Below are 22,272 nucleotides of genomic sequence, written 5' to 3'. Positions count from 1 at the left end.
CACCCAACTGCGAGGGATGTGCGAAAATGGCCAGGAATGTATTTTTCAGCTTTCACTTCGGCAACGATTTCTGGCGTACCCACCAGATTCGTCAGATGGGGGCCTTGCAAGGTCAGACCGTATGCCGCCCGAACGAGTGGGAGGAGGTCAAGCGCAAAGGTGCAGCTTCGATCGAGGCCTGGATCGACGAGAATATGAAAGGCAAAAGCTGCGTCGTCGTACTCGTCGGTTACGAGACCGCTTTGCGTCCGTGGGTGCTCAAGGAGATCGTCAAAGGCTGGGATGCCGGCAAGGGTGTTTTCGGTATTCGCATCGACAAGCTTCTCGACACAGAAGGCAAGTCGTCAAAGCCGGGCCTGAACCCCTTCGACAAGATCGGCCACCGTGGCGGCAAGCTGTCGAGCTACGTCGACCTAATCACTCCACAGGGCCAGGACAGTAAGACTGTTTACGGCAACATCCATGCGAACATGGAAAGCTGGATCGAGACGGCGATTCGCAAACGCAACGCCTAGGCTCAGAACGCGCCCCCTATTCCTGACTTAGTGAGCTGCAGGTGTCGAGGTCAGCAAGTCGCTGCGGACGCACTGGCTCAGAAAGGGTACCAATGCCGTCAACCCTCATTCCAGCCCAAGCCGTTATCCGAGGGCACCGAGCATCAGCGAAATCGAGAACAAGGGTTTCAGCAATCAGGTAGTACTGATCCTGGAGCCTTTTCACGATGGTTTGGCTTCACGGTGCTGCCCAGCTTTGCCAGGCGGGCCTCTACAGCCATGAGGCCGCTCGGGTACCCGAGCGGCTGAATTCGATTCACCAAGATCGACTGAATACAGTGACCTAAGCGGTCAGGGGGATGGGCGCGTAGCAGCGCCCTGCTCGCCGATTGTCGTTGAACTACTGAGAACCCAGTAACTCAGATTTCTCCAACACCTGGCGCAGCCGGAAGAAATTCTCATGAATATCTGAGGCGCTATACAAACTGTCGAGCGCCCGATGCCCCTGCTCGTACGTATTACTGAACCATGTGCTCAATTCGCCGCCGTTGACCTTGGGCAAGTGCTTGTTGAAAGCCTTGAAGGATAACAACGCCTCAGTGCTTGCAATCGCTTTGAACTGACGGTGCTCTTCGATAGACAGCGAGTCCATGGCTATGCTTTTTCGCATGGGAGTTCGGCTACGAGCAGTCGCGCTAAACTGGAGCTCGGAATAAATCCATGGCGAAAATGTTCGATCCACCCCTGCAAAATTATTGAGGGGTATGGAGTTGCTGGTGTTGAGGAAAACGAAAAGCTCCGATCGGTCGATCATCGCCTGGAGAGCCCCCGCAAGCATCATGTGCACTCCCGCGGTCAGGTCGGTCGCTTTTCTGTAGTCATAGACGACCCCACCTTCGGGCTTTCTCTTAGGCTCTGCATAAACCTCGTTCAAAGCGTCGAGCAGATCATGGAAGTAGCCCCATACGCATGAGTCAACAAAGACGTCTAGCCCTTTATCCCTCAGGGCCACAGCCAGCTCGATTGCCTGATCAGCATCCCGATGCGAATGGGACAGGAACACATGAGCCTTCTTGGTAGGGAACAAATGGTCAGCAAGCTGTTCGGCGTCGATGACGTCCTTGCCTTTGAATTTGCCCACCATGTAATCAGATAGTCTGTCGAAGGTGCCCTTCGCCTGTTCTTTGAAATGGTAGGTTTCCAATGAAGAAACCTTGCGAAGGGGTTGGTACTCGTTCAGCTCGAAACCTACGTACATCGATCTTCCTTACTCGAATGTCTAGGGGGCTCTAACACGGGCGCCACTGGTTCTCTGCCGTTTAGCTAACCGTGCCGCCGGGGACGCTATAGATCGAATTTCCTGGGCGCATGATTCTATCACCGCCTAGTGACATTTTGCCTTCTGCCCTCAAGCCCCCAAGCACGCGGTTAAAGAAAAAACGGTCAAAAGGTCTGAGCTCCTCAAACGGACTCAAGGAAGCCACCCTGCTACAGCTCTCCCCTAAATAGCCTTTTGTTTTGGGGAGCTAACACTTGCAGCAATAGCGGATGTTCGATGATAGCATTTAGCCTTTTATTGCCAGGGATTGCAGTATGAAAGCGCTGATCAATGTAAAACCGAGCCCAGAGCAACTGGCGCTTTTCTCACGCAGCAGCGCGGGTGTCGAGGTAATTCGAGGGGCTGCTGGCAGCGGAAAGACGACCACGGCGCTGCTCAAGCTTCGCTCAGCGGCGGGCTTCTATCTGAACCGTGAGAAGAAACGTCCCACTCCAGGCTCGGTTAACATCTTGGTGCTGACATTTAACCGGACATTACGCGGATATATTGCTGAGCTTACTGAGCGGCAATTTGCAAACGAGCCCCTGGTTAACCTCGATTTCTATACCTTCAACAAGTGGGCCCAACACCTGACCGGCGCCCAAGGCATCATCAATATTACGGGGACGGAGGGCCACCTTAGAGCCTTGGCCAACCGCATAAAAATGGATGCCGATTTCGTTGTCGACGAGGCAGTCTACGTCCTTGGTCGCTTTGAACCCGACAGACTGGACGACTACCTTACGGCTCGGCGGGATGGTCGCGGGATCACCCCTCGTATGGAGCGTCCGGCTCGCCAACGGCTATTGGATCATGTCATTCGCCCCTACATCGAGATGAAACGGGCGAAACGGCTAGTGGATTGGAATGATCTTGCTGCGAAGCTTTCGACCCAAGAGCTCCGCAAATACGACGTCATCGTTGTTGACGAAACTCAAGATTTTTCGGCCAATGAAATCCGCGCAGTTCTGAATCAGAAATCCGAGGATGCAACCGTCACCTTCGTTCTGGACAGTGCGCAGCGCATCTACAGCCGCAACTTTACCTGGAGCGAGGTAGGTGTGACCCTGCGGCCAGAGAAGAGCAGCCGACTACAGACCAACTATCGAAATACTCGTGAAATTGCCCAGTTTGCCAGCGCTATGCTCACCGGCCTGACGCTGGACGACAACGGCACCATGCCCGATTTTGGCAGCGCCCGATCTAATGGCATCAAACCCTTTGTGGTAACAGGCGATTACCCTGCCCAACTGCGATGGGCCGTGAACTACCTGGCAAAAATCGATCTGGAGAAAGAATCAGTCGCCTTTCTCCACCCGAGAGTCTGGTTTCGGGATCTCAAGCCATTGCTTCAGTCCCGCAAGCTAGGCTTTGTCGAGATCACCGGTGAGCCCAACTGGCCCCAGGGCCCGGAGAATATCGCGTTGTGCAGCGTTCATTCGAGCAAAGGCCTGGAGTTCGATCACGTCATCATGATCGGATTAGATGGCAGCATCCTTGATGTTTCAGCTCCTCAGGACGACGCCGACGATCAGAGCAGCGATGAATACGAGCTGTCTGCACGCCTGCGCAGGCTGATTGCCATGGGAATAGGCAGGGCCAGGGAAAGCGTCGTTCTTGGATTCAAAACCTCCGATACTCCCGATATCATGCGCTTCATCGACAATGACCTGTACACGGAAGTGAAGGTATGAGCATCAAGCAATTCTGCGAAGATCGAGGCATTGAGTCCATTGTGCATTTCACCACCAACCGTGGTGCCCTTGGCATTTTTGCGTCAAATGCACTCAAATCTCGCCAGCGCCTCGATGTAGATGATCAGCTTAAACACATTTTCCAACCCAATGCCCAACGCAGGAACAAGGATGCTGATTGGCTGGATTATGCCAACCTTTCGATCAGCCGCATCAACACCAGCTTCTTCAACTACTCAGGCAACTGGCATCGTGAGCAAGATTTTTTCTGGTGCATTTTTGATTTTTCACCTGAGATAATGCAGCACGATGGGGTCTGGTTCACGACAACGAACAATATCTACTCGGGGGTACGCCGCGCTCAGGGTCTCAAGGGGCTGAGTGATGCGTTCAAGGACAACACCACGCTGTGGTCGGGCAACGTACTCGCTCGATCCGCTGATCAGCCATTGTGCCTTCCGACCTGCCCCCAGGCAGAGATCCTCTATCCAGGTGAGGTCTCTACTGACCACCTCCAGCGGGTGTACGCTCGGTGCGACTCAGACAGCAATGAGATCGCTGCGCAGATGTACGCGGTGGGTCACCGAATAGTACCCGTCATCGTGAACCCCGACCTGTTTGACGAGATTAAGTGAGCCATTAAATGTCAGAAAATCGACTCAAACGTACAGTCTCTTCAGCCCTATGGTCGGCTTACGGGGATGCCCTGGGCTTTCCTACGGAACTGGCGTCGGACAAGACTGTTCAACAGCGCCTCGGACATTCTAGGGTAACGCGTACAGAGAGCTGGAAACGCCTCATCGGTGGCCGCTTCGGCGCAAAAGTTCAGCTCCCAGCCGGCGCCTATTCTGATGATACGCAACTGCGCCTTTCGACGTGCAGAGCCATTACTGGACAGGGCTACTTCGACGTAGAAGCATTCGCGAAAATTGAGCTTCCAGTATGGCAAGCCTACGCACTTGGTGCGGGCCGGGGCAGTAAATCTGCTGCAGGGGCCTTGTGCAATAGAAGCAATAGCTGGTTCAGCAACTTCTTCACCGGCTATGAGAACGGTGGGGGTAATGGCGCAGCTATGCGGGTTCAGCCGCACGTCTGGGCTGCAGCTGACCTGAAGAAGAAAGATTCTTACCTACCGGACGTCATTCGCAACTCCTTATGTACCCATGGGCATATGCGAGGGGTTGCAGGAGCCGTGGTTCATGCCTTGAGTCTTGCTCACACTCTTGAAACAGGAAGAGTTCCTGGGCCCGAAGAATGGCTAAGCTATGCGAAGGATATTGAATATATTCCGCAGATCATAGCGAACGACAATGAATTGTCGACGTTCTGGCTCCCCACTTGGGAAGAGAAGTCTGGACGAACTTTGATTGCCGCAGTTTCAGAAACTGCCAACGAGTGGCGGCAATCAGCGCGCAATGCGTCCAATTTGGTTGAGACGACCTACCATTCAGATGGAACGACCATCTACGCGCAATTAATCACGTTAGAGAATGGACTAAGCAAAGAGGAGCGCGGATCTGGCCTCAAGTGCGCGCTCTTCGCCAACGTAGCTGCCTTCATCGGCAAACGGTACGGCTCCCAAGAAACTATCGAAATGGTGGCTAATCTGCTCGATAGCGATACAGACACGATTGGGACTATGGCGGGTGCGCTTATCGGCGCCGCAAATCCGGATGCTCGCTTTATCGGGCCAGTACAAGATAACGTCTACATCACCGACGAAGCTACGCGCATGTACGAGGTCAGCCAAGGGGAGTCAGCTGCGACCTTCAACTATCCAGATACGCTTTACTGGCAAGCCCCGCGCGCAGCGATTGATATGCTAGGTAGAAATGGGAATCAAGCGTTCGTCGAAGGCCTGGGCAATGCCACTGCTTCTGGAGAACCTTACACCGGCTTGCAGAAGAACACTGCTTGGCGCTGGTTCACGTTGGATTTTGGGCAATCAATTCTCGTCCGATATCGTGCTGACAGTGCCCTAGAGTCAGATACTCTCGCGCCTTCGCCCCCCGCGGTGATGGACACGCCGGATATGTTTCAGCAACCGGAAAGGGCTCAGCCTAGTTCCGAGGATCGGCCCCCACGCCACCAGCACTCAAGGCCCGCCGAATTGACGAAGCCTCTGACCAATGAAGCCCCTGTACCCGATACAAAGCGCTCATCAAGCTCTAACGGTTTCAAGGCAGAGCAGCCGACTATAGAATCAGATTGGGCTGCCCAGGAGGAGCCTATCGTGTCCTCTATTGATCTGGACATGCTGACGAACGAGGCCATTAAAGGCTTTGATCCGGAGACTATTGGGCGCCACTTATTGCTTTTAGCTGAACAGCCAAATCCCATCTCGCTGTCCATCGCTTATACCTCGATTGTCGTTAAAGCCCGCAGCGCCAGATTAAAGCATCGCAAGCCCAACTAACCTTCACAGGTGCGCCCTTCGCAGGATGAAGGGCGGCTTTCAAGTTCGCCGGTTAATGGGATCAGAATGCACCGCCTGATTCCTCCGCACCGTCCTTGATTGCAAAGCGAAGAAGTATCCGCTCAGACCATGGGCAGATCACGTCCCGCCGAGAGGAAACTCGCAGCCGCGTCGAGCCAGATCATCGGGGGTATCAACCGACTCGCTTACTGAACTACATGCCTTGTACGAGCACAACTGCTTGAAAGCACCTAGGTCACACCGCGTTGATAGCTGAGGTGGCTTGCGGGTTTGATTAGCTGTTTCGTGCTGCACCTTCACTGCACCACACGCCATCTACATTGGCTTGATCGATATCACGTCGACGTATCTGGATTTCTTCCTTGCAGACCTCACGGCCTCTTGTTCAGCCAGGAGCGTGCGCCTCATACACGAATTCCTGCGTGGCGCCCTCGAACTCGTTACCGACTTGCAGTACTACTCTCAACCGAGGTGTGAACGCGTTGACTGGCTTCTTCTTTTTCGATGGTGCAGGAGGCGGGACGAACATTGCGTCAGGAAGAATTTCAGGTTTTTCGACCGCGCCACTATGAACGGGGGTATCGCTACTCCCGAACAGCGCTTTGCGCATCTCAGCTTCAGTCAGATTCGTACTCATAGATCTCGTGCGCAAGGTTGCCCGACAACATGCTTCCATCCGATCGGTCTGATCCAACGCACCCTTCCTGCCCGGCGCTGAAGAATACGGCTCCCACCAATTTAAGAGCGCAGAGCTTCAGCACTGTCGGGATTTCAATGCACCTTCAGTGCTGTAACAGGCCCGGTTCAAAGCCTAAGTGATTAAGATGGGCTCTAAATCAGCGCCACCATGAAAAATCCAGGTGGGCTCCGAGGTTCAGCGGCCCTGCTCCTGGATGTATCCCCTGAGCTCGATGCCTAGGTCGCACACCTCATTAAAGGCGTGCAGGAGTTCACCTTGCTGCTTTTGGTTGATCAGTTCTAGCGCAAGCAACGCATAGAGGAACCCGCCAAACTGGAGTCGAATGTCGCTCTGAGACCACTCAGTAGTCAGGTTATGCAGTATGTTACCTAAGATTGTTTCTGCCTGAGGGCCTTTCAGCGTCCCCATACAGGCGACCACGGACTGAATTAACTCCAAGCGCTTTGCTTCGTAGACTCCACCGATCTCCACGACCATCTGCTGTCGAGTTGCCTCGTCGGACGGTCTCGGGGTGCCGCGCTCATAGATCGGAGCGAAGGTACCATCAGGGAAGTGTGCGATAAGCCCCCGGATTTCGATTTTGTCCGACCATTTAGACGGGAGCTCTTTGGAGCCGCGGCTGCGAGGTAAGAAGAGCGTTCCTTCCACAGCCTGGCGGCCACCCGTGCCCCGTCCATTGATTTGGCCACTATGGGGGGCAGGGCAGACTTTTCCATCGTGAAATACCAGGTCGTGCAGGAGGGGGTGGTCGATTCGATAGTACTTATCAGAGTCCATTTTTTTTGGCATGTCGATTCCTTCTGATTCTAGGCTGTCCAGTGACGCTGCTGTAGGGGCGGCTCGCGTAGCGAGTAGCGCTCTACCCTATACGCTCGCCATGGTGGAGTACATGACAATCCGTATGCGGACGTCAAGACGCCTTAACCAGGCATCAGAGGTCATTTGCCCGCACACGGAACCGTATTACTACGGTGACCGTTAGACGAAGCGGTGAAGTCCTTCAATGCTGTGCACGGCAGTTGGGAGCAGCAGGTCAAAGAGCATGACGTCGAGCTTGAGAAAGAGCTTCGCGCCCTGCCCGACATGGCCGGGAAAAGCGGACAGGAACTCGGGGCGGCATACCAACGCCTGCAGGAGGACATTGAGGGAATCAAACCTTTGAAGACGAAGCTACCTAGCCATCAGGGTCAGCTGGATGATTTGAGGCAAGAGCGCCGCAACAGGCTAGCTGAGCTTTCAGATCTGCTGGGCCGAGCATATCGCTGCTTTGATCCGGGCCGCGAAAGCCATGACTCGAAGTCTAAGGGGCAAGCTGAAAATTGACATTGTTCCTGACGCCGATAGGTCACCGACTCGAGACTTCCTGCTGGCCTGCAAACTAGAAAACGTCGGCGAAAAACGCCTCGCCTGGATCGATGAAGCCACGGGCCTCTCTCCTGCCGCGCTCGTGAAATCCATCGCCGATGGCCCTGGCCTCCTTTCCCCGAATGGGGAATAACGGGTTTGGTTGCAGAAGCGCTCACCAAACTTCAGCCGTCTCAAATCATGGAGCTGGAGGCATTGGCATTGGAGCACCGCGTCGACATTTCTCTGAACGTCGCACACGAAGGCGTCGAACCTGTGTTCAGGCCATTAAACAAACTATCGACCGGTCAGCAATGCACGGCGATCCTTCACATGCTTCTCCTGGGCAACCCTGACCCGCTGCTGATGGATCAGCCGGAGGACAATCTGGACAACGCCTTTATCGCAGAGAGGATCGTGGCTGAGCTACGTGATGCAAAAACGTCCAGGCAGTTCTTGTTCGCCACCCACAATGCCAACATCCCAGTCTTTGGTGACGCGGAATGGATTGGCGTCTTCACGGCAGAAGAAAAACGCGGTTCCCTGACTCTAGAGGCTCAGGGCTCGATCGATGTACCAGCGATTCGCGACCAAGTGGCGAAGATCCTAGAAGGCGGTCGAGCGGCGTTCATCCAACGCAAGGAAAAGTACGAGTTCTGAATGTTTTTCAATGATTAGATGATTTTATACGGGTGTGCACCGAGTATGAATATCGGTGCATTCCGGGCTTTGCTTAGGCACTCAGAGCGAGCGTGCGTAGGTACCATTCGAGTGGGTACGCGGGTACCAGGCAGCCAGCCTACCGTCGTTAGCCCGCTCAATACGCCTGTAGATATCGATGTACTCATTACCGTAGTTTTGGCCGTGCTCGGTCGTCGGTATCACTAGGATCCTTTCGTGTTGCTTAACCCCATCGGCGAAGCCAATTTCCCAAGGGCACCATCTGGACGCGAGTGAGTTCGGGGTGGCTAGGAAAAGGAACATGTCAGCTTCCCGAATCTTGTTCTTGATTAGCTTCGCCGTCTCACCGTTAGTGGTTTCAGGCATCTCGCTATCCATCCAATCGACGTAGATAAGCATTCCATCTTCTTTGAACAGCTGAATCAGACCTTCAACAAGCGTTCTGTCACGATGGCTATGACAAAGAAATGCAGTTTTATAGCCCATCACGCGTGCATTCTGGGAATTGTTGGCGGTGGAGTAACTGCGACTTTTCCTAAAAGCAGCAGATCGAAGGGTGCCGAGATCAATAGGCATTGCAAGCTATCCTTTAATGCGTGGCATTAGCCCCACGGGGCCAGTAGTTTTGGAAACTCTTGGGGTGAGATTTCATCTAGCATCGCGTGAGCTCGATCAGAAGATTTTCACTGCAGCCCAGATTGATAAGACAATCGCGCCGTGAAAAATCAACAGCGTCTTGGAAAAACAGGCTCGCATGAAGTCCATATTCCCGTTAACGACCACAAGCTCCATATCGAAATCAACTTGATCCGATGGCAGCACCCGAATCTTTTTATACATAGCCCTGTAATTCCGCTCAAGCGTCAAGAAATATCCATCCAAGCCCCACAGCGTAATTGCCGGCGCGAGAGAGAAGATAGCGAATCCTTTACTGTCTTGCGCAGCTGCCAGTGCGAACAACCCAGTGATGAGCACGACCGACCAGCCCTTCAGGAGGAAGGAGTTCGTGGACACTCGATTGACAACCGCCTAGACGAACTCCAGGTGTTTTAGCTTTCTATCCAACTATTGAACTCGATTGGGGTCAGCGTGGAAACGCTGGATTGCCAAATTAAATGCTGTAGCACCCTGGCCATTAGGACGAGCGTTGAGCCAGTTGACAAACTTAGACGACGACACACTTCTCAAATGCCAAGTAGGTGCTGTATGAAATACTGGTGCTGCTGAAGCCGACTCCATTGCCGCATCCAACATAGCCCCACCCTCCAACTCCCACATCATTTGGCTGAACATGAGCTCCATATGAATCCAGGGAGAGTGCGTCATGCTTTCACCCTGAATCGAGTGCTTGGTGGAAATAGAGCGGCCAGTATTCAGGAACAAAAGACTCGAAGACCGCATGATCATTTTTTGCAGAGCTGTTGCCAAAATCATGTAAACATGCGCAGTAGATCGATTGCGGCGTTCATAATTGTAATTCTCATTACCGTCGACTTTCGAGTACTTGTTATCAATCACTCTAAGCAACTCATAGGCTGAACCCCACACAACAGAATCTACAAAAGCTTCGACACCTTTCTTCTTCAGTTCGTAAGCCAACTGAATAGCTATATCCTGATCATCGTAGGAATGGGAGATGAAAACATCGCAATTCACCTTCGGAAACAAGTGTTCAGCGATCAGTTCTGCATTTATGCTGTTACCATCCCTCATGAGGTATCTGCGCAGATCAACCACCTTGGCATCAACACTTTTCGTGTGCGCCTCAACGATCGTCTTCGAAACTGGCAAATCTCTGCGATCTAGACTCAGATTAAATCCATAATGCATTACTTAGATTCCTGGTGATGGAGTCTCGCGACCGCGTCGTTTCGGGGCAGTGGGTTGGCGATCGAGCTTTTGATGGAGCCCAAGTCCAGACGAGAATGCACGCACATAATCAAGCAGCTCATCGTCTTCATTGGCAGGTACGCCCTGAATTTCCGCCGCAGCTCCCCCTGGGCTTTTCAGCGCAAGAATTTTGGCTTCTGGGCAGAATTTCTTGAAGAGTTGATATTCCGTCACAATGCCTTCCTTGCCACCAATGAAGACCGCCGCATCATAGTGATAAGTGGTAAACATCTGCTTTCTCATGATGGCAAGGCTGGTTCCGAGATCCTTACCAACAGGGGTTGCGATGAAATTTGCGAATTGCAGATTGTCTTCAGGGAAGCTTTCTGAGAAATGCTTGCTCTGGAATATTGTTACCGCATTCTTGTTAGTGATTCCTAGGTCTTCGCATGCGGCTAGGATCAAAGGCGAAATGGACGGGTGCCCGCCGAAAACCAGGTGCTTACGACCCAGCACTGTGAAGAGGAATGAGCGCAAGGCGGCCTGGATCAGTACCGGATCACACCTTTTGTAATATGGGCTCTCGATGTCAGGAACGCTGGCGGATAGGAAGATGCTGCTCATTATGATTCCAAATAAATTCTGATTGGCCATGAGTTATCATAGGCTTGAATATCCGAAGCTGGTCAAATCCACAGCTGTTCGTTCAAGCCACGTTATGTGTCTCAGGCCACTCGGTGAACGCCCAGCCAGCGTCATCCGTGGAAATCAGACGAACCTGATCCGTAACACAGTCGTTCAACCACTCCATATGGGCTCTCCAGTTCCGCTCTTTGATTCCTACCTGGTTGTAAACAACAGCAACAGGTAGCCGGTGCAAATCCAAGGTCGCCTCATGCAGCGCATAGCTCGTGGGCACACCCATTTCCGGATAGGCGACAATCCTTTTGCCGGCAATGGTTACGATCACGCTCCGCCGTACCGAGAACCCCTGGATCACCCCGTCATACTCTTCGATGGAGTTGCGAAGCTTGCCGATCAGACGGGAGTAACGTTGCGCAACGCTCTTGGTGCGCAGCATCTCGACCATATCGATGACTTCGGTCAGCTCGGCGTCTTGAAGCTGGCCTATGGAATTCAGGGATTGCTGGGACAGACGGACTTCACCGCAGGCAGTTTGTTTCGCCTTCGACTCCACCCCTGGCCACCCCACCCGCAACACGCAGAGGCCACGCAGGGTGGCCTTTGCGAATTCCTGCACTGTCCAACGGCTGTCGAAGTATTCCTTTGTGTCCAGGTAGACGATCACATCCGAGTCGCACAGGCGCTGCCACAGTACCTCCTGGAAGTGCTCGCCAGGGAGGATGTCGTGCGTGTCTAGAAACACGTCGTATTGGCGGGCCGACAGGGCTGCGTAGAGCTGCAGGGCGGCATTGGTCGACTCGACGCGACGGTAGCTTAGGAAAACCCGGCGCTGCTTGGGAACCAGCGATGCGCCTTCTAATAGAGCCATAGCGAGGCTGCCCAGACCACCTTTCATATCAACGCCATTGAGGCCGCCCAGCTTGCCCGGGAATTCGACGGCGAACCGGGTCTTGCAGGTCGCTACGGGGACCAGGGGGATGCGGCGTTTGATCAGTTGGGCGACGGCGGCATCGTTCTGAGTCTGGCCCGGAGCGTTGCCGCCTCCGTGTAAACCGAAACACAAGGCGGCGCTACACCGGTCAATGGCCGGGTGGAAATTAACGAGGTCGCCTTCGAACAAGCTCACGTCTTTGCCAAGCTCAAGACCCAGGTCTTTGAGGCGGACAGCGATTTCTTCTTTGAGCTCCGCTGACCGGCCTCCGGGGACGGTTCCTAGCAGCGCAAGGCAGTACAGTGGTGCTTGGTCTTCCATGGACAGTGCTCGATTTCAAATAGGTTTTGTAGTGGCAGGAGGCTACCAAAAGGATGAGCGATTTGCTTGAGAAGCTTGGTGAGTTGGCAATGGATGTCAAGATGGCTTTTGGTTGATATTGCTGGGACTAGACGGGTTGCGGATGATGGGGATCGCGGAGGTGAAAAGAGCGCTTGAAGGTTGGAGATGCGGGGTGCGACAGCACTGCCGCCAGCCCCACTGCCAGGGTCAGGGTCAGGGTCGGCCCGCGCAATTGCCAGAACTCACGTTTGGGCATACGCCAACCGTCGGAGAACAGCAGCGGTGGCAAGAAGAGAAAGAGGAACAGTTCAGGATCGAGGGCCACATGCAGGCCCAATGTTGGCCAGGCGAGCAACGCACCCGCGCCGATTTGCACCAGCGGCAACGGCAGCGGTATTACTCGTCCGATCAGGCACGAGACACTGACCAGCATCAGCAGGATGAGGACGGTATAAGCGGTTTGCATAAAGCGGAGTTCCCGGTCGAAGCGGCACACATCTGGCAACAGGTTGCCGTCGAAGTGCCATATTAGACGTTTAGGCTACAGTCTGGCCGTTGCACAAAGGTCGCACCTGGCCGGGCAACCTATCGCACAATGCGACAAAGCCCGGTCATGGCCCACGCCGAACCCGCTCGCTCATGGCATAATCCTTGATCTTTTATTTCCAGCACCTCCAAAGGGGGGCAATTCCTTGACCGCTTCAAGCAAAACGTTGCACCTTTTCGGCATCAAAGCCTGCGACACCATGAAAAAGGCGCGCACCTGGCTCGATGAAAACGCTGTGCATTTTGACTTTCATGATTACAAAACGGCCGGTATCGACCGTGAACACCTGACCCAGTGGTGCAACGAGCACGGCTGGCAAGTGGTGCTCAACCGTGCAGGCACGACCTTTCGCAAACTCGACGACGAACGCAAAGCCGATCTCGACCAGGCGAAAGCTATCGAATTGATGCTCGCACAACCTTCGATGATCAAGCGCCCGGTGCTCGATCTCGGTGACCGAACCCTGATTGGCTTCAAGCCAGACATTTACGCGGCAGCGCTCAAGTAAGCCAGCCCGTTCAATTTTGTTAGAGGTATAAACATGTCCACTACCCTGTTCAGCCTGGCCTTTGGTGTCGGCACTCAAAACCGTCAAGGTGCATGGCTGGAAGTGTTTTACGCAGCTCCGGTTCTCAAGCCATCGGCTGAGCTCGTCGCCGCTGTCGCGCCGATTCTGGGCTACACCGAAGGCAATCAGGCTATCGCTTTCACTACCGCCCAGGCCGCGCAACTGGCTGAAGCGCTCAAAGGCGTCGACACCGTTCAAGCGGCGTTGCTGACCCGCCTGGCCGAAAGCCACAAGCCGCTGGTCGCCACCCTGCTGGCCGAAGATGCACAACTGAGCTCCACACCTGAGGCCTACCTCAAGCTGCACCTGCTGTCCCATCGTCTGGTCAAGCCACACGGCCTGAACCTGGCCGGGATTTTCCCGTTGCTGCCGAACGTGGCCTGGACCAGCCAGGGCGCAATCGACCTGAACGAGCTGGCCGAGCATCAACTGGAAGCGCGTCTGCGTGGCGAGCTGCTGGAAGTATTCTCGGTCGACAAGTTCCCGAAAATGACCGACTACGTCGTGCCGGCTGGCGTGCGTATCGCTGACGCCGCGCGGATCCGTCTGGGCGCCTACGTGGGCGAAGGCACCACCGTGATGCACGAAGGTTTTGTCAACTTCAACGCCGGCACCGAAGGCCCGGGCATGATCGAAGGCCGCGTCTCTGCGGGCGTATTCGTCGGCAAGGGTTCGGACCTGGGCGGCGGCTGCTCGACCATGGGCACCCTGTCGGGTGGCGGCAACATTGTGATCAAGGTTGGCGAAGGCTGCCTGATCGGCGCCAACGCCGGTATCGGCATTCCATTGGGTGATCGCAACACCGTCGAGTCGGGCCTGTACGTGACCGCTGGCACCAAAGTGGCGCTGCTGGACGAGAACAACAAACTGGTCAAAGTGCTCAAGGCCCGCGAACTGGCCGGCCAGCCTGACCTGCTGTTCCGCCGCAATTCGGAGACCGGTGCCGTGGAATGCAAAACCCACAAATCGGCCATCGAACTGAACGAAGCGCTGCACGCTCACAACTAAGTGCCGCAGGCACCCGTGGGAGCGAGCTTGCTCGCGAAGCTTTTGGCGACCTTAAGGACGCCTTCGCGAGCAAGCTCACTCCCACAGGGTCTGGCCTACACCCGCCCCATGTTCACAGGGCCGAACATATGATGATTCCTTCGCCCTGGCGCGCCGATTTTCCGGCCATCGCCGCTCTGCAACGGCAAGACCAGACCTATCTGGACAACGCCGCCACCACCCAGAAACCCCAAGCCCTGCTCGACGCACTGGCGCATTACTACGCCAACGGTGCGGCCAACGTCCATCGTGCGCAACACTTGCCCGGCGCCCACGCCACGCAGGCGTTCGAAGGCAGCCGCAGCAAAGTCGCGCACTGGCTCAATGCTGGCAACAGCGGGCAAATCATCTTCACCCACGGCGCAACCTCTGCGCTGAACCTCCTGGCCTATGGCCTGGAACACCTATTCAATCCGGGCGATGAAGTTGTCATCAGCGCCCTGGAGCACCACGCCAACCTGCTGCCGTGGCAGCAATTGGCCCACCGTCGCGAGCTGAAACTGGTGGTGTTGCCGCTGGACTCGGAGGGTCTGATCGATCTTGACGCCGCCGCCCAGTTGATCGGCCCACGCACGCGGTTGCTGGCGGTCAGCCAGTTGTCCAACGTGCTCGGCGCCTGGCAACCGTTAGCGCCGTTGCTGACGCTGGCCAAGGCGCAGAACGCCTTGACCGTGGTCGATGGCGCCCAAGGCGTGGTCCATGGCCGCCATGACGTGCAGGCACTGGGTTGCGACTTTTATGTTTTTTCCAGCCACAAACTCTATGGCCCGGACGGTCTCGGCGTGCTGTATGGCCGCAACGAAGCCTTGCAACAGCTGCGCCCATGGCAGTTCGGCGGCGAGATGGTGCTGGACGCCAACTACCACGACGCACGTTTCCGCCCCGCCCCGCTGGGCTTTGAAGCCGGCACACCGCCGATTGCCAGCGTGATTGGCCTGGGGGCGACCCTCGACTATCTGGCAGGACTGGATCAGGACGCCGTGTGCGCCCACGAAGCCGCGCTGCATGATTACCTGTTGAAGGGCTTGCAGGCGCGCAATGGCATTCGCCTGTTGGGCAAACCCCAACTGGCACTGGCCAGTTTTGTCGTCGAAGGCGTGCACAACGCCGATTTGGCGCATCTGCTCACTGAACAGGGCATTGCCGTACGTGCCGGACACCACTGCGCGATGCCGTTGCTGAAAAGCTTCGAACTGGCGGGAGCGATTCGGGTTTCGTTGGCGCTGTACAACGACTCGGAAGACCTTGAGCGCTTTTTCGAAGCCCTTGATCAGGCGCTGGAGTTGCTGCGATGAGCCTGCCGGCTGATGCCATTACGGCACTGGAAACCTTTCAGGCCGCCGCCGGCTGGGAACAACGCGCTCGCTTGCTGATGCAATGGGGCGAACGGCTTCCGCCGTTGAGCGATGCAGACAAGACCGACGCCAACCGCGTACACGGCTGCGAAAGTCAGGTGTGGTTGGTGGGCGCGTTGCACGATGGACATTGGCAGTTTGCTGCCAGCAGCGATGCACGGTTGATTCGTGGGTTGGTGGCGCTGCTGTTGGCGCGGGTCAACGGATTGACCGCCGCCGAGTTGCAACAGGTGGATTTGCCGGATTGGTTTAATCAGCTGGGCCTGAGCAGACAGCTATCTCCGTCGCGCAGCAATGGCCTCAACGCCGTGTTACAGCGAATGAATGAGTTGGCGGGTTAATCGCCATCGCGAGCAAGCTCGCTCCCACAGTGAACGCATTCCAATGTGGGAGCGAGCTTGCTCGCGATGAGGCCATCAGCAGCAACACTAAGCCTGGGATTTGACCCGATCCGCCGGGCGCCGCACACCCGCCACGATCTTATCCACAGCCTTGGTCGCGGCGACCATGCCAAAAGTCGCGGTCACCATCATCACCGCGCCGAAACCACCGGCGCAGTCGAGTTTCACCCCATCGCCGACAAAGCTCTTCTGCAAGCAAATGCTGCCATCGGGTTTCGGATAGCGCAGTTGCTCGGTGGAGAACACACACGGCACGCTGTAGTGACGGGTCACGGTGCGCGAAAAACCATAATCGCGACGCAACGTGGAGCGCACTTTCGAGGCCAGCGGGTCATTGAAGGTCCGGTTCAGGTCACAGACCTGGATCAGCGTCGGATCGATCTGCCCGCCCGCACCGCCCGTGGTGATGATCTGGATCTTGCGACGTTTGCACCAGGCAATCAGCGCAGCCTTGGCGTTAACGCTGTCGATGCAGTCGATCACGCAGTCGATATTTGGCGTGATGTACTCGGACATGGTCTCGCGCGTAACGAAATCCGCCACCGCGTGCACGGTGCACTCCGGGTTGATCCCGCGCAGGCGCTCGGCCATCACCTCGACCTTGGGTTTGCCGACTGTGCTGTCCAGTGCATGCAACTGGCGATTGGCGTTGCTGACGCACACGTCATCGAGGTCGAACAGCGAGATTTCGCCGACACCGCAACGGGCCATGGCTTCCGCCGCCCAGGAACCGACGCCACCGACGCCAACAATCGCCACATGGGCTGCGCGCAAACGCGCCAGGCCTTCGATGCCATACAAGCGGGCAATGCCAGCAAACCGCGGATCTTCTGTACTCATGACCACTACCCTAAAAACCGGCGCGCATTATAGTGCCGATGCGTGCCAAGAACATCTTTGCGCTATAAACGGCAGCGGGTCGTGCTTTATTTGTGCCGGCATATGTACATTTTTTGTCACACAAAAGAACTTAAGCGAAGATGACTTGCCCAATGTCCGGCTTTTTTCTGTCTGCTGTACGCTCAGTTGAAGGCCAGTGTAGGATGCGCGCCGATTGGCGCGTGCCAACCGTCCCCTCGTTCCACACCTTTTGGAACCCGATATAGCTATGTCATCGCGTAAATTTGGACTCAATCTGGTGGTAGTGCTGGCGATTGCCGCGCTGTTCACCGGTTTCTGGGCGCTGATCAACCGCCCCGTCACGACCCCCAACTGGCCTGAGCAGATCTCCGGTTTTTCTTACTCGCCGTTCCAACAAGGCCAGTTCCCACAGAAAAACCAGTTCCCGTCCGACGATGAAATGCGTCGCGACCTGGAGATCATGAGCAAGCTGACCGACAACATCCGGACCTACTCCGTCGACGGTACGCTGGAGGACATCCCGAAACTGGCGGAAGAATTCGGCCTGCGCGTGACGCTGGGGATCTGGATCAGCCCGGATCTTGAGCGCAACGAGCGCGAGATCCAGCGCGCCATCGAGCTGGCCAACAGCTCGCGCAGCGTCGTGCGCGTGGTGGTCGGTAACGAAGCGATCTTCCGTAAGGAAATCACCGCCGAGCAATTGAGCGTGATCCTCGATCGCGTACGCGCAGCGGTAAAGGTCCCGGTGACCACGTCCGAGCAGTGGCACGTCTGGGAAGAAAACCCGATGCTGGCCAAGCACGTCGACCTGATCGCGGCTCACATCCTGCCGTATTGGGAATTCATCCCGGTGGACCAGGCCGGCCAGTTTGTTCTGGACCGTGCTCGCGACCTGAAAAAACTCTTCCCGAAAAAGCCGTTGCTGCTGTCCGAAGTGGGCTGGCCGAGCAATGGCCGCATGCGCGGTGGTGCTGATGCAACCCCGGCTGACCAGGCAATTTACCTGCGCACACTGGTGAACAAGCTCAACCGCCAGGGCTTCAACTACTTCGTGATCGAAGCGTTTGACCAGCCATGGAAAGCCAGCGACGAAGGTTCGGTAGGCGCCTATTGGGGCGTGTTCAACGCCGCGCGTCAGCAGAAATTCAACTTCGAAGGCCCGGTCGTCGCGATTCCGCAATGGCGAGTGCTGGCCATCGGCTCGGTGGTCCTGGCGTTGTTGTCCCTGACCTTGCTGATGATCGACGGCTCGGCACTGCGCCAGCGCGGTCGGACCTTCCTGACCTTCACCGCTTTCCTCGGCGGCTCGGCACTGGTGTGGATCGCTTACGACTACAGCCAGCAATACAGCACCTGGTTCAGCCTGACGGTGGGCTTCCTGCTCGCCCTCGGTGCGCTCGGGGTATTTATCGTATTGCTGACCGAAGCCCACGAACTGGCCGAGACCGTCTGGACTCACAAACGCCGGCGTGAATTCCTGCCGGTGGTGGGCGATTCGGACTACCGCCCGAAAGTCTCGATCCACGTGCCGTGCTACAACGAGCCGCCGGAGATGGTCAAACAGACCCTCAACGCTTTGGCCAACCTCGACTATCCGGACTTCGAAGTCCTGATCATCGACAACAACACCAAGGACCCGGCCGTCTGGGAACCGGTGCAGGCCTATTGCGAAACCCTCGGCCCGCGCTTCAAGTTCTTCCACGTCTCGCCATTGGCCGGTTTCAAGGGCGGCGCGCTGAACTACCTGATCCCGCACACCGCCAAGGATGCCGAAGTGATCGCGGTGATCGACTCGGACTACTGCGTCGATCCGAACTGGCTCAAGCACATGGTGCCGCACTTCGCCGATCCGAAAATCGCCGTGGTGCAGTCGCCACAGGATTATCGCGACCAGAACGAAAGTACCTTCAAGAAGCTCTGCTACGCGGAATACAAAGGCTTCTTCCACATCGGCATGGTGACCCGCAACGACCGTGACGCGATCATCCAGCACGGCACCATGACCATGACCCGTCGCTCGGTTCTCGAAGAACTCGGCTGGGCTGACTGGTGCATCTGCGAAGACGCCGAGTTGGGTCTGCGGGTGTTCGAAAAAGGCCTGTCGGCGGCGTATTACCACAACAGTTATGGCAAGGGCCTGATGCCCGATACCTTTATCGACTTCAAGAAACAGCGTTTCCGCTGGGCCTACGGAGCGATTCAGATCATCAAGCGGCACACTGCCAGCCTGTTGCGCGGCAAGGACACCCAACTGACCCGTGGCCAGCGTTACCACTTCCTCGCGGGCTGGTTGCCGTGGGTGGCGGATGGCATGAACATCTTCTTCACCGTCGGTGCCCTGCTCTGGTCGGCGGCGATGATCATCGTGCCGCAACGGGTCGATCCACCGCTGCTGATCTTCGCAATCCCGCCTTTGGCGCTGTTCGTGTTCAAGGTGGGCAAGATCATTTTCCTCTACCGTCGTGCGGTCGGGGTCAACCTGAAGGACGCATTCTGCGCGGCATTGGCCGGCCTGGCGTTGTCGCACACCATCGCCAAAGCGGTGCTGTACGGTTTCTTCACCAGCAGCATTCCGTTTTTCCGTACCCCGAAAAATGCCGATAACCACGGCTTCTGGGTAGCGATTTCGGAAGCGCGCGAAGAGCTGTTCATCATGCTGCTGTTGTGGGGCGCGGCGCTGGGGATTTACCTGGTGCAGGGCATCCCGAGCAACGACATGCGCTTCTGGGTGACCATGTTGCTGGTGCAGTCGCTGCCGTATCTGGCCGCACTGATCATGGCCTTCCTGTCTTCGCTGCCAAAACCAGCACCGGAGACCGAGCCGGCACCTGCCGCTTAAATCTGCGCAAACCACTAAACGGCGGCCTCTGGCCGCCGTTTTGCTTTAAGATATCCGCCATTTTGCAGGGCTTGGCCCCAAAGGCCTGACCCAATACCTGTGGGAGTGAGCTTGCTCGCGATGAGTCCGTCACATTCAACCTTTATGTTGATTGTCGTGCCCCCATCGCGAGCAAGCTCGCTCCCACATTGACAGTCTCCGGAGCTTCCAATGACGGCCCACGCCGACCTTTCGCCGACCCTCCAACTCGCTATCGACCTGATCCGTCGTCCGTCCGTGACGCCGGTCGACGCCGATTGCCAGAAGCAGATGATGCAGCGCCTGGGCGATGCCGGTTTTGCGCTTGAGCCGATGCGCATCGAAGATGTGGATAACTTCTGGGCCACCCACGGCAAACACGAAGGCCCGGTGCTGTGCTTCGCCGGTCACACCGACGTGGTGCCGACCGGCCCGGTGCAGGCCTGGCAGATCGACCCGTTCGACGCTGTGATCGACGAACACGGCATGCTCTGCGGCCGTGGCGCGGCAGACATGAAAGGCAGCCTGGCCTCCATGACCGTGGCGGCCGAACGTTTTGTCGCCGACTACCCGGACCACAAGGGCAAGGTCGCCTTCCTGATCACCAGCGATGAAGAAGGCCCGGCGCATCACGGCACTAAAGCAGTGGTCGAACGCCTCGCAGCGCGCAAAGAGCGTCTGGACTGGTGCATCGTCGGCGAACCGTCGAGCACCACCCTGGTCGGTGACGTGGTCAAGAACGGCCGTCGCGGCTCCCTTGGCGCCAAGCTCACCGTGCGCGGTGTGCAAGGTCACGTGGCCTACCCGCACCTGGCGAAGAACCCGATCCACCTCGCCGCTCCGGCCCTGGCCGAACTGGCCGCCGAGCACTGGGACCACGGCAATGACTTCTTCCCGCCGACCAGTTTCCAGATTTCCAACGTCAACTCCGGCACTGGCGCGACCAACGTGATCCCAGGTGATCTGGTGGCAGTGTTCAACTTCCGCTTCTCCACCGAGTCGACCGTCGAAGGCCTGCAACAGCGTGTGGCCGATATCCTCGACAAACATGGCCTGGACTGGCACATCGACTGGGCGCTGTCCGGCCTGCCATTCCTCACCGAGCCGGGCGCCCTGCTCGATGCGGTGTCGGCAAGCATCAAGACCATCACCGGTCGCGAAACCAAAGCGTCCACCAGCGGTGGCACTTCGGACGGGCGCTTCATCGCCACCATGGGGACGCAAGTGGTCGAGCTTGGCCCGGTCAACGCGACGATTCACCAGGTCAACGAGCGCGTGCTGGCCAGCGACCTCGATCTGCTGACCGAAATCTACTACCAGACCCTGATCAAGTTGCTCGCCTGATGCTCGCCTGTCCTATCTGCAGCGCGCCGCTGAACGCGGTCGACAACGGCGTCGCGTGCCCGGCCGGACATCGCTTCGACCGTGCCCGCCAGGGTTACCTGAACCTGCTGCCGGTGCAGCACAAAAACAGCCGTGACCCAGGCGACAACCAGGCAATGGTCGAGGCCCGTCGCGACTTCTTGAACGCCGGGCACTACGCGCCGGTGGCCAAGCGTCTCGCCGAACTGGCGGCTGAACGTGCGCCACAGCGCTGGCTGGACATCGGTTGTGGTGAGGGTTACTACACCGCGCAAATCGCTGACGCCCTGCCGAATGCCGACGGCTACGCGCTGGACATCTCCCGCGAAGCGGTCAAGCGCGCCTGCAAACGTAACCCGCAGCTGACCTGGTTGATCGCCAGCATGGCCCGGGTACCGTTGGCCGATGCCAGCTGCCAGTTCCTCGCCAGCGTGTTCAGCCCGCTCGACTGGCAGGAAGCCAAACGCCTGCTCAGCCCGGGTGGCGGCTTGATGAAAGTAGGGCCGACCAGCGGCCATCTGATGGAACTGCGTGAGCGTCTGTATGACGAAGTGCGCGAATACACCGATGACAAGCACCTGGCGCTGGTGCCGGAAGGCATGACGCTGCAACACAGCGAAATCCTCGAATTCAAGCTGAACCTGGTCAGCGGCCAGGACCGCGCCAACCTGCTGGCCATGACGCCTCACGGCTGGCGCGCGAGTGCCGAACGCCGGGCGGCCGTCATCGAACAAGCCGAGCCGTTCGAGGTCAGTGTGTCGATGCGCTACGATTACTTCGTTCTGCAGTAATTATTTCAGAGCAACCTTTAAACTTTTGGTCTTGAGCAGTGGCTTGAGACCGGCTAAATCCGCGAAT

General features: G+C 56.7%; 20 protein-coding genes and 2 pseudogenes. 12 read left to right on the top strand and 10 right to left on the bottom strand.

Annotated features, from left to right (window positions below; genetic code table 11):
* Positions 1 to 26 precede the first annotated feature (26 nt).
* Positions 27 to 515, top strand: coding sequence for a TIR domain-containing protein (locus tag AC1DIG_RS22835; RefSeq protein WP_477769135.1), 489 nt, complete (start codon positions 27 to 29; stop codon positions 513 to 515).
* 379 nt (positions 516 to 894) lie between these two features.
* Here the strand turns inward: AC1DIG_RS22835 and AC1DIG_RS22830 are convergent, their stop codons facing one another.
* Positions 895 to 1,752 carry a hypothetical protein gene (locus AC1DIG_RS22830; RefSeq protein ID WP_477769134.1) on the bottom strand — a complete coding sequence of 286 codons (858 nt, stop codon included), beginning with the start codon at positions 1,750 to 1,752 and terminating at the stop codon, positions 895 to 897.
* Positions 1,753 to 2,087: 335 nt separating this feature from the next.
* On the opposite strand from AC1DIG_RS22830, the gene AC1DIG_RS22825 reads away from it, so the two are divergent.
* Genes AC1DIG_RS22825 through AC1DIG_RS22815 form a run of 3 tightly spaced genes read left to right on the top strand, consistent with a single transcriptional unit; the run spans position 2,088 to position 5,922 of the window.
* Positions 2,088 to 3,506, top strand: coding sequence for an AAA family ATPase (locus tag AC1DIG_RS22825; protein ID WP_477769133.1), 1,419 nt, complete (start codon positions 2,088 to 2,090; stop codon positions 3,504 to 3,506).
* Positions 3,503 to 4,141 carry a DarT ssDNA thymidine ADP-ribosyltransferase family protein gene (locus AC1DIG_RS22820; protein WP_477769132.1) on the top strand — a complete coding sequence of 213 codons (639 nt, stop codon included), beginning with the start codon at positions 3,503 to 3,505 and terminating at the stop codon, positions 4,139 to 4,141. Before AC1DIG_RS22825 ends, AC1DIG_RS22820 begins: the two co-directional genes overlap by 4 nt.
* 8 nt (positions 4,142 to 4,149) lie before the next feature.
* A complete protein-coding gene (locus tag AC1DIG_RS22815; RefSeq protein WP_477769131.1) occupies positions 4,150 to 5,922 on the top strand; it encodes an ADP-ribosylglycohydrolase family protein in 1,773 nt (590 codons plus the stop codon).
* Between the two features lie 406 nt (positions 5,923 to 6,328).
* Here AC1DIG_RS22815 and AC1DIG_RS22810 read toward each other — a convergent pair whose 3' ends face one another.
* Both AC1DIG_RS22810 and AC1DIG_RS22805 read right to left on the bottom strand, forming a co-directional pair.
* Entirely contained in the window at positions 6,329 to 6,580 is a 252-nt protein-coding gene (locus AC1DIG_RS22810) for a hypothetical protein (RefSeq protein WP_477769130.1), read from the bottom strand.
* A 237-nt stretch (positions 6,581 to 6,817) separates the two neighbouring features.
* A complete protein-coding gene (locus AC1DIG_RS22805; protein ID WP_477769129.1) occupies positions 6,818 to 7,432 on the bottom strand; it encodes a hypothetical protein in 615 nt (204 codons plus the stop codon).
* Between the two features lie 258 nt (positions 7,433 to 7,690).
* Between AC1DIG_RS22805 and AC1DIG_RS22800 the strand changes: the two are divergent.
* Positions 7,691 to 8,647, top strand: a pseudogene (locus tag AC1DIG_RS22800) (P-loop NTPase family protein); the annotation flags it as partial.
* A gap of 81 nt (positions 8,648 to 8,728) precedes the next feature.
* Here AC1DIG_RS22800 and AC1DIG_RS22795 read toward each other — a convergent pair.
* From AC1DIG_RS22795 to AC1DIG_RS22770, 6 genes and pseudogenes are all read right to left on the bottom strand, one after another.
* Positions 8,729 to 9,244, bottom strand: coding sequence for a toll/interleukin-1 receptor domain-containing protein (locus tag AC1DIG_RS22795; RefSeq protein WP_477769128.1), 516 nt, complete (start codon positions 9,242 to 9,244; stop codon positions 8,729 to 8,731).
* 96 nt (positions 9,245 to 9,340) lie between these two features.
* The gene (locus AC1DIG_RS22790) at positions 9,341 to 9,682 is read right to left on the bottom strand and encodes a hypothetical protein (protein WP_477769127.1); all 342 of its coding nucleotides are present in this window, start codon (positions 9,680 to 9,682) and stop codon (positions 9,341 to 9,343) included.
* Positions 9,683 to 9,733: 51 nt separating this feature from the next.
* Positions 9,734 to 10,498 (bottom strand): hypothetical protein, encoded by a 765-nt coding sequence (locus AC1DIG_RS22785; protein WP_477769126.1) that lies wholly within the window; start codon positions 10,496 to 10,498, stop codon positions 9,734 to 9,736.
* Between the two features lie 3 nt (positions 10,499 to 10,501).
* A complete protein-coding gene (locus AC1DIG_RS22780; RefSeq protein ID WP_477769125.1) occupies positions 10,502 to 11,122 on the bottom strand; it encodes an SLOG domain-containing protein in 621 nt (206 codons plus the stop codon).
* 82 nt (positions 11,123 to 11,204) lie between these two features.
* Positions 11,205 to 12,395, bottom strand: a complete 1,191-nt coding sequence (locus AC1DIG_RS22775; protein ID WP_477769124.1) for a toll/interleukin-1 receptor domain-containing protein — start codon at positions 12,393 to 12,395, stop codon at positions 11,205 to 11,207.
* Positions 12,396 to 12,594: 199 nt separating this feature from the next.
* A pseudogene (locus AC1DIG_RS22770) lies at positions 12,595 to 12,882 on the bottom strand (cation:proton antiporter domain-containing protein); the annotation flags it as partial.
* Between the two features lie 280 nt (positions 12,883 to 13,162).
* On the opposite strand from AC1DIG_RS22770, the gene AC1DIG_RS22765 reads away from it, so the two are divergent.
* From AC1DIG_RS22765 to AC1DIG_RS22750, 4 genes are all read left to right on the top strand, one after another.
* A complete protein-coding gene (locus tag AC1DIG_RS22765) occupies positions 13,163 to 13,471 on the top strand; it encodes an arsenate reductase (RefSeq protein WP_237142995.1) in 309 nt (102 codons plus the stop codon).
* Positions 13,472 to 13,504: 33 nt separating this feature from the next.
* A complete protein-coding gene (gene dapD, locus AC1DIG_RS22760; protein ID WP_477769123.1) occupies positions 13,505 to 14,539 on the top strand; it encodes a 2,3,4,5-tetrahydropyridine-2,6-dicarboxylate N-succinyltransferase in 1,035 nt (344 codons plus the stop codon).
* Between the two features lie 128 nt (positions 14,540 to 14,667).
* Complete coding sequence (locus tag AC1DIG_RS22755; RefSeq protein ID WP_477769122.1) at positions 14,668 to 15,873, top strand: aminotransferase class V-fold PLP-dependent enzyme; 1,206 nt, start codon at positions 14,668 to 14,670, stop codon at positions 15,871 to 15,873.
* The gene (locus AC1DIG_RS22750) at positions 15,870 to 16,274 is read left to right on the top strand and encodes a SufE family protein (protein ID WP_477769121.1); all 405 of its coding nucleotides are present in this window, start codon (positions 15,870 to 15,872) and stop codon (positions 16,272 to 16,274) included. The genes AC1DIG_RS22755 and AC1DIG_RS22750 overlap by 4 nt, the downstream gene beginning before the upstream one ends.
* An 87-nt stretch (positions 16,275 to 16,361) precedes the next feature.
* Here AC1DIG_RS22750 and tcdA read toward each other — a convergent pair whose 3' ends face one another.
* Complete coding sequence (gene tcdA, locus AC1DIG_RS22745; RefSeq protein WP_477769120.1) at positions 16,362 to 17,174, bottom strand: tRNA cyclic N6-threonylcarbamoyladenosine(37) synthase TcdA; 813 nt, start codon at positions 17,172 to 17,174, stop codon at positions 16,362 to 16,364.
* 268 nt (positions 17,175 to 17,442) lie between these two features.
* Here tcdA and AC1DIG_RS22740 point away from each other — a divergent pair, with 268 nt between their 5' ends.
* The 3 genes from AC1DIG_RS22740 (at position 17,443) to AC1DIG_RS22730 (ending at position 22,205) form a co-directional block, all read left to right on the top strand.
* A complete protein-coding gene (locus AC1DIG_RS22740; protein ID WP_477769119.1) occupies positions 17,443 to 20,034 on the top strand; it encodes a glycosyltransferase in 2,592 nt (863 codons plus the stop codon).
* A 210-nt stretch (positions 20,035 to 20,244) separates the two neighbouring features.
* Positions 20,245 to 21,396, top strand: a complete 1,152-nt coding sequence (dapE, locus tag AC1DIG_RS22735; RefSeq protein WP_477769118.1) for a succinyl-diaminopimelate desuccinylase — start codon at positions 20,245 to 20,247, stop codon at positions 21,394 to 21,396.
* Complete coding sequence (locus AC1DIG_RS22730; RefSeq protein WP_347929076.1) at positions 21,396 to 22,205, top strand: putative RNA methyltransferase; 810 nt, start codon at positions 21,396 to 21,398, stop codon at positions 22,203 to 22,205. The genes dapE and AC1DIG_RS22730 overlap by 1 nt, the downstream gene beginning before the upstream one ends.
* Positions 22,206 to 22,272 lie beyond the last annotated feature (67 nt).

It is taken from the genome of Pseudomonas sp. 05N431 (genome assembly GCF_056397005.1).
Note: the sequence above shows the minus strand (reverse complement) of the source record. Positions and strands in the feature narration are given on the sequence as shown.

Coding starts and splice junctions, on each gene's coding strand:
- AC1DIG_RS22820 (WP_477769132.1), top strand. CDS start 3,503: ATGAGCATCAAGCAATTCTGCGAAGATCGAGGCATTGAGTCCATTGTG.
- AC1DIG_RS22755 (WP_477769122.1), top strand. CDS start 14,668: ATGATGATTCCTTCGCCCTGGCGCGCCGATTTTCCGGCCATCGCCGCT.
- AC1DIG_RS22810 (WP_477769130.1), bottom strand. CDS start 6,580: ATGAGTACGAATCTGACTGAAGCTGAGATGCGCAAAGCGCTGTTCGGG.
- AC1DIG_RS22775 (WP_477769124.1), bottom strand. CDS start 12,395: ATGGAAGACCAAGCACCACTGTACTGCCTTGCGCTGCTAGGAACCGTC.
- dapD (WP_477769123.1), top strand. CDS start 13,505: ATGTCCACTACCCTGTTCAGCCTGGCCTTTGGTGTCGGCACTCAAAAC.
- AC1DIG_RS22730 (WP_347929076.1), top strand. CDS start 21,396: ATGCTCGCCTGTCCTATCTGCAGCGCGCCGCTGAACGCGGTCGACAAC.
- AC1DIG_RS22780 (WP_477769125.1), bottom strand. CDS start 11,122: ATGAGCAGCATCTTCCTATCCGCCAGCGTTCCTGACATCGAGAGCCCA.
- AC1DIG_RS22785 (WP_477769126.1), bottom strand. CDS start 10,498: ATGCATTATGGATTTAATCTGAGTCTAGATCGCAGAGATTTGCCAGTT.
- AC1DIG_RS22805 (WP_477769129.1), bottom strand. CDS start 7,432: ATGCCAAAAAAAATGGACTCTGATAAGTACTATCGAATCGACCACCCC.
- AC1DIG_RS22765 (WP_237142995.1), top strand. CDS start 13,163: ATGAAAAAGGCGCGCACCTGGCTCGATGAAAACGCTGTGCATTTTGAC.
- AC1DIG_RS22830 (WP_477769134.1), bottom strand. CDS start 1,752: ATGTACGTAGGTTTCGAGCTGAACGAGTACCAACCCCTTCGCAAGGTT.
- tcdA (WP_477769120.1), bottom strand. CDS start 17,174: ATGAGTACAGAAGATCCGCGGTTTGCTGGCATTGCCCGCTTGTATGGC.
- AC1DIG_RS22795 (WP_477769128.1), bottom strand. CDS start 9,244: ATGCCTATTGATCTCGGCACCCTTCGATCTGCTGCTTTTAGGAAAAGT.
- AC1DIG_RS22835 (WP_477769135.1), top strand. CDS start 27: ATGGCCAGGAATGTATTTTTCAGCTTTCACTTCGGCAACGATTTCTGG.
- AC1DIG_RS22740 (WP_477769119.1), top strand. CDS start 17,443: ATGTCATCGCGTAAATTTGGACTCAATCTGGTGGTAGTGCTGGCGATT.
- AC1DIG_RS22750 (WP_477769121.1), top strand. CDS start 15,870: ATGAGCCTGCCGGCTGATGCCATTACGGCACTGGAAACCTTTCAGGCC.
- AC1DIG_RS22825 (WP_477769133.1), top strand. CDS start 2,088: ATGAAAGCGCTGATCAATGTAAAACCGAGCCCAGAGCAACTGGCGCTT.
- AC1DIG_RS22815 (WP_477769131.1), top strand. CDS start 4,150: ATGTCAGAAAATCGACTCAAACGTACAGTCTCTTCAGCCCTATGGTCG.
- dapE (WP_477769118.1), top strand. CDS start 20,245: ATGACGGCCCACGCCGACCTTTCGCCGACCCTCCAACTCGCTATCGAC.